The sequence below is a fragment of the Peptostreptococcus sp. genome (assembly GCF_977045075.1).
The window spans coordinates 1-8285 of record NZ_CDRRTB010000081.1 but is presented as its reverse complement, the minus strand read 5'-3'; the positions used below and the strand labels follow the sequence as shown (position 1 = coordinate 8285).

7 protein-coding genes are annotated in these 8285 nt (G+C 40.9%); 1 reads left to right on the top strand and 6 read right to left on the bottom strand.

Annotated features, from left to right (window positions below; translation table 11 throughout):
- Together ACW6OJ_RS06780 and ACW6OJ_RS06775 are read right to left on the bottom strand one after the other, a co-directional pair.
- The coding region (locus tag ACW6OJ_RS06780; protein ID WP_456096104.1) for a DUF523 domain-containing protein at positions 1-388 on the bottom strand (388 nt) is incomplete at its 3' end.
- Between the two features lie 304 nt (positions 389-692).
- Positions 693-3116: an endonuclease MutS2 gene (locus ACW6OJ_RS06775; RefSeq protein WP_456096103.1), complete on the bottom strand. Its 2424-nt coding sequence runs from the start codon at positions 3114-3116 to the stop codon at positions 693-695.
- Positions 3117-3254: 138 nt separating this feature from the next.
- Between ACW6OJ_RS06775 and ACW6OJ_RS06770 the strand changes: the two genes are divergently transcribed.
- On the top strand, positions 3255-4703 hold the full coding sequence (locus tag ACW6OJ_RS06770; protein WP_455105245.1) for an aminoacyl-histidine dipeptidase: 1449 nt from the start codon (positions 3255-3257) through the stop codon (positions 4701-4703).
- Between the two features lie 91 nt (positions 4704-4794).
- On the opposite strand, the gene ACW6OJ_RS06765 is transcribed toward ACW6OJ_RS06770, so the two are convergent.
- The 4 genes from ACW6OJ_RS06765 to ACW6OJ_RS06750 all read right to left on the bottom strand — a co-directional run.
- Positions 4795-5670, bottom strand: coding sequence for a DegV family protein (locus tag ACW6OJ_RS06765; protein WP_456096102.1), 876 nt, complete (start codon positions 5668-5670; stop codon positions 4795-4797).
- Positions 5671-5688: 18 nt separating this feature from the next.
- Positions 5689-6159 carry a tRNA (uridine(34)/cytosine(34)/5-carboxymethylaminomethyluridine(34)-2'-O)-methyltransferase TrmL gene (gene trmL / locus ACW6OJ_RS06760; RefSeq protein ID WP_293426496.1) on the bottom strand — a complete coding sequence of 157 codons (471 nt, stop codon included), beginning with the start codon at positions 6157-6159 and terminating at the stop codon, positions 5689-5691.
- A 29-nt stretch (positions 6160-6188) separates the two neighbouring features.
- On the bottom strand, positions 6189-6827 hold the full coding sequence (gene nth, locus ACW6OJ_RS06755) for an endonuclease III (RefSeq protein ID WP_456096101.1): 639 nt from the start codon (positions 6825-6827) through the stop codon (positions 6189-6191).
- A gap of 10 nt (positions 6828-6837) precedes the next feature.
- Positions 6838-8285: nucleoside kinase (locus ACW6OJ_RS06750; protein ID WP_456096100.1), on the bottom strand; the 1448-nt coding region annotated here is incomplete at its 5' end.

The following is an 8285-nucleotide window of genomic DNA, read 5'->3' as shown; positions in this document are numbered from 1 at the left end:
GGCCTTCAAACCTGCCTGTATATATCTTGTTACCACCACATGATGGACTGGATTCCTTTAGTATAGCCAGGCTGACCTGGTGTTTTTTAGCCTGGTCCAGTGAAATTTGAGCCCCCTTCAAAAACTCTTCTGTCAGATCTCTTCCATCCTTGCCATATACCCTGGCCCTTCCTTCTACAACATCTATACCATCGTAACCAGCTTCTACTTCAGATGGTAGACGGGGTGACTCAAGACCACCCATGGATTCTGGGCAAACCTTAATAAAGTCTCTTCCTTCTAGAAAATTTAAGACAGCTTCATTTTTATTGTCTCCACCGTTGTATTTGCACTTTATACCCAGGAGACAGGCAGATACAAGGACTGGTCCCTTATCTATATCCTTCATTATTATCACCTTTTAACTCTCTATTCTACATTATCCTATAGTTTTTCTATAGTTTTTCTATATTCTTTATCTATATTTTTTATCTGTATCATTTATCCATTGCTTTTATTTATAGCCTTTATCTGGGGTCCTTACCCATTGCTTCTATTTTATAGCCTTTATCTGTGGCCCTTAACCATTGCTTTTATTTATAGCCTTTGTCTCTAGCTTTTATCCACTGCTTTTATCTATAGTCCCCCTATAAACTTTATAAAAAGCAAGTTTCGGTAAGGATCATTGATTGGTTATGCATATTTAATTCCAACTACTTTACTATTACAATGGTTACTCCTGCCCCACCTTCACCATACTGGCCTGGCCTCATAGACTTCACATGGGGGTTCTTTTTCAATAGCTCTGTCATACCCTTTTTCAGTATACCTGTGCCTATACCATGTATAATTGTTACCTCTTCATGGCCAGCCATACAGGCATCATCTAAGTACTTTTCAACGGCCATGCTTGCCTCTTCAAGGTTCATGCCCCTTAGGTCTACCTTTCTTTCTACACTACCCGACTTGGAATTAATAACCTGCCTTGTAGTCTTGGTAACCGTGTTTTTCTCCTTCTTATCTATCAGCTTGAGAGACTTGTATGGTAGGCTCATTTTCATGATACCAACCTGGACTATGGCTTCTCTCTTCTTATCATCTGCAGATACAACTGTACCATCCTGCCTTAGGGTAATTATATTTACATCTGTACCAGGCTTTAGGGACTTAATCTCCTTGGATGCATACTTTGGTACGACCATACTCTCTACACTAGGCTGGAGTTTGCCCATAGACTGGCCTATTTCTTTTCTAATCTCCTCAAGTCTACGGTCCTTTTCCCTACTATCCTTCAGCCTATCTGTCTTCCTGATTTCCTTGATCATGGCATCCGTATCTTCCTTGGCCTGCCTTACTATAGAGAAGGCTTGGCTCCTGGCATTTTCTAAAACCTTGGCCTTGGACTGGTCTAGCTTTTCTAGCTTGGCCTGGTAGTCTAGCTTTATATCCTCTATCTCCTGCCTGTATCTTTCTGCCCTTTCAAGCTCTTCCTGGGTCTTAAGTCTACTCTTTTCTACGTTTTGTAGAACCTCCTCTATTTCTATGTCCTCATTTGTTAGGAAGTTTTTGGCATGTTCTATAATATATTCACTCAGACCTAGCTTTCTAGAAATTTCAAAGGCATTTGACTTACCAGGTACGCCTATAAGGAGCCTGTATGTAGGAGAAAGCGTCTCCATGTCGAACTCTACCGCTGCATTTTCAACATCCTTCTTGGCTAGGGCATACTTTTTCAATTCACTATAGTGAGTAGTTGCTATACAGGACGCTCCCGACTGTCTTATATTTTCTAATATTGCTATTGCTAGGGCTGCCCCCTCTTCTGGGTCCGTACCTGCCCCCAATTCGTCAAATATTACCAAGGACTGGTCTGTCACCCTATCTACTATATTTACAATCCTAGTCATGTGGGATGAGAAGGTAGACAGGTTCTGCTCTATACTCTGGTCGTCTCCTATATCTGCAAATATTTGGTCAAAGACGCACATACTAGTACCATAGTTTGCTGACAAGTGAAGTCCACACTGGGTCATCAGGGCAAATAGGCCCAGAGTCTTTATAGTCACCGTCTTACCACCTGTATTTGGTCCCGTTATCAGTAGGGTAGAATAGTCGCCTCCTAGCAATATATCATTGGCTACAACTGACTTCCTATCTAGTAGGGGGTGTCTGCCTCCGACTATCCTAACTAGCCTATCCTTATTTAGGCTTGGTTCTGTAGCCTTCATATCTATTGATAGCTTTCCCTTGGCAAATGCAAAGTCCAACTTAGCTAGAATTTCCTGGTTTGATAGCAATTCCCTGCTCACCTGACCTACCATGGCAGACAGGTTTGCTAGGATTTTTTCTATCTCTTCTTTTTCCTGGAGTCTTAGCTGTCTTAGGTCGTTGTTCATCTCAACTATAGTCATAGGCTCTATGAATAGGGTTGCTCCTGATGAGGACTGGTCATGGATAATTCCGGACACCATAGACCTGTATTCTGCCTTGACTGGGACTACAAACCTGTCACCCCTCATGGATATGATGGCGTCCTGAAGATACTTTTGGTAGCTAGCAGACGATATAATCCCATTTAGTTTGGACCTGATAGACTGGTTCTTTTGCAGGATCCTCCTCCTTATAGATCTCAAGTCCGGCGAAGCAGAATCGGCTATTTCCAGCTCACTAACTATGGCATTGAATATTTCTTCCTCTATATCCTTGTGTATGTACAAGGACGTAGCCAAACTCTGGATTATAGGAAACTTGATTCCATCATCCTCTTCGTCTACTGATGTTTCAGAATTACCAAAGGTCTCCTTCTTAATCTGGCCACTCAAGACATTGCTTAGTACCCTAGTTGCCCTCATAGTGTCAGCTAGGTCAAGGAGACTTTTAGGGTCTAAAACAGCTCCTAGATCTGCCCTCTTGGCCTTGTCTCCTATATCATGTATACCCTCAAGTGGCACATGTCCCCTGTTTATGAGTATTGACTGGGCCTCAGTGGTTTCCTCTTGGGCGGCCCTTACCTCTTCATAATTTGACATTGGTTTTAATTTTTCTATCATTGAAAGACCTAGACTGGATGCAGCCTTGGCCTTTAGCATATCTATTATCTTATCTAACTCTAATACCTTATAAAATTTAGCTTCCATATTCACCATCCTTTTCTAAGGCCTTGATGCCTACTTTAATTTCTATCTCAATATTATACCACATTGGACTTTAACCATGTTATAATATATATGTAAAGATTTATTTTGGAATTATATTACTTAGGGAGGTGCTTTGAGATGAAGTATATAACAGAAGGTTTATTTCCAACATTGGTTTTCAAAAATTTTGAATGTATCTCAAGTATCCCTAGACCATCTGGTCACGAGGGAGCTATCAGCGATTATATTATGAATTTTGCCAAGAGCCTAGGTTTAGAAACCTACCAAGATAGCTACAAAAATCTAATAGTGAAGAAGCCTGCAACTAATGGCAGTCCTAACCCATCCACGGTTATGCTACAGGCCCATGTAGACATGGTACCTGAAGCTAGTGACTCAGTAGACCACGACTTTACCAAGGACCCAATCGAGTTAATCCTAGAGGGCAATAATCTAAGGGCTAACCAGACAACACTTGGTGCAGATGATGGTATGGGTGTTGCCTATATGATGGCCATATTAGAAAGCGATGACCTATCACACCCGAACCTTGAATGTGTATTTACAGTTGAGGAGGAAATCGGCCTGATAGGTGTAGAAAAGCTTGATATGTCAGACCTTAAGTCAACATATATCCTGAATCTTGATGGAGAGGAGGACGATTCTATCCTTGTAGGATGTGCAGGAGCAGTTAATGCTAGCATGGTCCTAAGGAAGGAATATAGGCCTGCCATTTCTACCAACCTAGCCCTAGAAATTAATGTTAAGGGCCTATTTGGTGGACACTCAGGTATGGATATAGACAAGCAAAGGGCAAATGCCAATGTAATTATGGGCAGGATACTCAGCTCTATCACTTACGACTATGACTTATTCTATATAGGTGGTGGCTCTAAGAGAAATGCTATACCTAGAAGCTGCGAGGCAGTAATTTCCATTAGAAATGAAGACCTAGAAGCACTTGTCAGAGAGATTCAGAGGCTTTCTGCTAAGATACAAAAGGAATACTATCCTACTGACCCTAATTTAAAGATAGAATTGAGAAGGTCTGCACCAACTGATTTCAAGGTGTTTACAGATGAGTGTAAGAATAAGATCTTAGATATACTTTGCCTAACACCTGATGGCGTAATATCAAGGGCAGTTGACCTGGGCATGGTTGATACATCCTCTAATTTTGCGGTAATACATGAGGGAAACCAGAACTTAGAATTCAATAGTCTTGTAAGGTTCACTGCAGCATCTAAAAGGGATTATGTTAAGTCAAACTTGGCTAGACTGGCTAAACTAGTCGGAGCTAAACTAGAATTTTCTGCTGAATACCCTGCCTGGGAGCATGACAAAAATTCTAAGCTAGAGGACTTGTCAGTAGGTGTCTACAAGGAAGTATTCGACAAGGACCCTAATGTTGTAATCATGCATTGTGGTCTAGAATGCGGTATCCTTTTAAACAAACTAAGACACAAGGCTGAAGCAATTTCAATAGGTCCTAATATGTTCAATGTGCATACACCACAGGAGCATGTTGAGGTCGATTCTGTAGGTAGGATGTGGAAGTTTATCGTCAGACTACTAGAGGTACTTTAAAAAATACAAACCAGCTTTATATAAGCAGCGAAAAAAGACACCTTAAGTGGGTGTCTTTTTATTTGTACAATATATTTAATTATAATTTCTCTTATAGGAGATCCTTAGCCTGGTCCTTCCAGCATATAAAACCAGTTGTTCCTGGCCCTCCATGGGTACCTATTCCACAGCCTATCATAAAGTACCTTACCTCAGAAGGCTTTAGCTCAGCCCTTATTATATCCTCTAGTCTATCCCTTTCTTTTAGGTCATCTGAATAGCCTATATAGACTGTCCTGCCTTCAAGGCTGGATATTCCATTTTCCTTGGCTATTTCTACTAGTTTTCCAGCTACATTCTTCTTTCCCCTAGCCATGCCTACATTATCAACTATACCATCCTTCAGGATGCATAGGGGCTTGATACTTAAGACCGTACCTATTGTAGCTTTGGTACTTGATATCCTTCCACCCTTGCTAAGGTATAGGAGGTCATCACAGGAGAAACAACCATAGGCCATATCCTTCATAGCCTCAATCTGGTCAACTATTTCATCAAGTGTCTTGCCCTCTTCTCTTAGCTGGCAGGCCCTTATAACCTGTATAGCTATAGCAAAGCAAAGGGTATTAGAGTCTATAATCCTAATTTTATTATCATAACTTTCTTCTAGCTCTGACTTGGCTAGCATGGCACTTTGGTAGGTACCTGTAGCACTTGCCGCGGCAGAAATATAGAGGATATCGTGGCCCTTCTCACAGTAGCTCTTAAAGCATTCATAGAAGGCCCCATATGTTATTTGAGAAGTCTTAGGTATTAGGCCCTCTTCTCTCAATAGCCTATAAAACTTTTCTCCCTCTATATCAACCCTATCCTTATATTCAATACCATCAATATTTACACTGATTGGCAACATCTCTATATCATATAAGTCCAAATAGTCCTGGGTTATGTCAGACAAACTATCACAGACTATCTTAATTTTATTCATACTTACCTCCAGATTTTTCTAAACCAAACCATCAAAGTCTAATTGTCTCATAGCCTCGTATACCACAATGGCCACTGCATTAGACAGGTTAAGGCACCTTGCACCCTCTATCCCCCTCATTGGTATCCTGATGCAGGTATCCATATTGGCTTCTATCAGGTCCTTGGGTAGGCCCTTAGTTTCCTTACCAAATACCAAAAAGCAACCATCCTCATACCTTACATCAGTATGGTTTTGTTTGCCGTTTATGGTAGAGAAGAAAAATTTAGCCCCCTTATTTTTCTCTTCAAGTTCCTCGAAGCTATCATAGTATTGTATATCTGCTATATCCCAATAGTCTAGACCACACCTCTTTAGGTGCTTATCATCTAGGGAAAAGCCTAGTGGTCTTACCAGGTGGAGTATAGCCCCTGTATTTGCACATGTCCTAATTATATTACCCGTATTGTGCGGTATTTCTGGCTCAACAAGCACTATATTGATAGCCATAATATCAACCCCCTTATCTTATTTTCTATCTAAAAGCTATAGTAGTTGCACATATGACTTATAGAGCAATTACTACATTCTGGTTTTCTAGCCTTACAGACCCTTCTACCATGGAATATCAGTAGGTGGTGGGAATGGGTCCACCTGTCCTTTGGTATTGCCTTCATCAGGGCAAACTCTGTCTTCTCTGGTGTAGACTCCTTTACTATACCTATCCTATTGCTGACCCTAAATACATGGGTATCCACTGCAATAGCAGGTACTCCGAAGGCATTGCTCAAGACAACCCCTGCTGTCTTTCTTCCCACACCGGGGAGCTTCACAAGGTCTTCTAAATTATCTGGAACCCGGCCCCCATATAGGTCTACTAATATGGATGATGTTTCCTTAATCTTCTTGGCCTTTGACTTGTATAGCCCACAGGTCTTAATCATTTCCTCTATCTGGCCTATACTCAGGTCCTTAAAGTCCTGGGGCTGGTTGTACTTTTTAAACATTTCCTCTGTGACTATATTAACCCTAACATCTGTACACTGGGCTGATAGTATGGTTGCTACTAATAGCTCAAAGGCAGATGAATGCACCAACTCGCAATGAGCATCTGGGTGCTGGTCATTCAAGAGGTCCAGTATTTCTATCGTTTCTTTTTTCGTCTTTTTTCTCGGCATCCTTCCTCCTCTAGTCAACTATCCTGCTTCCACCAATAAACTCCCTAATTATAGAAGTAGGACCTATATCTCCAGTATCATCTATCTGGTTGAAGTACTGTAAAAACTTTCTTAGCCTCAAGGCATCTAAATAATGACAAGAGTCCTCGTCAACCTTTCTCAATAACTTTATAGCCATTGGCTTTAGGACTGACAGCTCATACACACTGGCTGAGTTAAACATAACATCTGCCTCTTCCTGGTAAGGGAAAATATTCCTTTCCTCCCCCCTCCTAACTGAGGCCCATTTTTCTAGTGTACTCTCTGCATTAGAATTTCTGAATTGGTGGTCCCTGACTATCCTTCTTATCAGCCTGAAATCTGTAGTTGGTATCCTATTGTGGTCATCCAGGTTTATCTGAGTAATAACACTTAAGTATATCTTAAACTTCAAATCATCTGGCAGGTCCTTGGTCAAACTTGGGTTCAAGCCATGGATTCCCTCCAGAATTATAGGGTTGTCACCCTCCAGCTTTAGCTTTTTATCGGTATAGACCCTTGACCCAGTCATGAAATCAAATTTAATTTTCACAATTTCCTTGCCCTCTAAAAGGTCATTCAGGTCCCTATTGAATCGGTCAATATCAATTGCGTCTATTGATTCAAAGTCATAGTCTCCATTTTCGTCTCTTGGTGTATCCTCCCTATTGACAAAATAATCGTCTAGGGATATAGGTAGTGGTGTCAATCCATTTACCCTTAGCTGTGTAGATAGCCTATGGGCAAAACTCGTTTTACCTGATGATGAAGGCGCTGCTATCAAGATCAGCTTACTCTTCCTCTTTACTATCATATCCGCTATCTCAGCTATTTTCTTTTCATGTAGGGACTCAACAGTCCTTATCATTTCACCATATTCATTGTTTTCTATTATCCTATTTAGGTCCACTAGGGTCTCTATTCCTAAGGTCCTAGACCACTGTTCAGACTCCCTGTAGATATCTGACAGCTTTGGTAGGGGCTTAAATTTTGCCACCCTACCCTTTATGCCCTTATCTGGACCCAAGATTACCAGACCTTCACCCATCCTAACTAGGTCAAAATCCTTGATATATGAGGTAGATGGGAACATATATCCATAAAAATAGTCAAAGTAGCCATTACACTCATATACCTTAGTAAGGTCATCATCCCTATACTTTAGGAGATTAGACTTGTCAAACCTTCTAACCTCTTCAAACTTGTCAATGGCTTGGTCATTTGGCATATAGTGACATTTTATTTCATAGTCCTTTTCTATATATTCCTTCATCTTGGCCTTTAGGACCTTAATATCATCATCAGTTAGGTCTTTTGGCATCCTAAGCATACAGTAAAGCCCTCCTGCTATAGAGTGCTTGATAAAGACCTTACAGTTGTCAAATACATCCCTACAGGCCATTACTAAAAGCAAGGATAGGCCCCTAAAATACAGACGCA

What these genes read in the sequence shown, in the direction of transcription:
- ACW6OJ_RS06775 (WP_456096103.1), bottom strand. Translation starts at nt 3,116, where the DNA reads ATGGAAGCTAAATTTTATAAGGTATTAGAGTTAGATAAGATAATAGAT.
- ACW6OJ_RS06770 (WP_455105245.1), top strand. Translation starts at nt 3,255, where the DNA reads ATGAAGTATATAACAGAAGGTTTATTTCCAACATTGGTTTTCAAAAAT.
- ACW6OJ_RS06765 (WP_456096102.1), bottom strand. Translation starts at nt 5,670, where the DNA reads ATGAATAAAATTAAGATAGTCTGTGATAGTTTGTCTGACATAACCCAG.
- trmL (WP_293426496.1), bottom strand. Translation starts at nt 6,159, where the DNA reads ATGGCTATCAATATAGTGCTTGTTGAGCCAGAAATACCGCACAATACG.
- nth (WP_456096101.1), bottom strand. Translation starts at nt 6,827, where the DNA reads ATGCCGAGAAAAAAGACGAAAAAAGAAACGATAGAAATACTGGACCTC.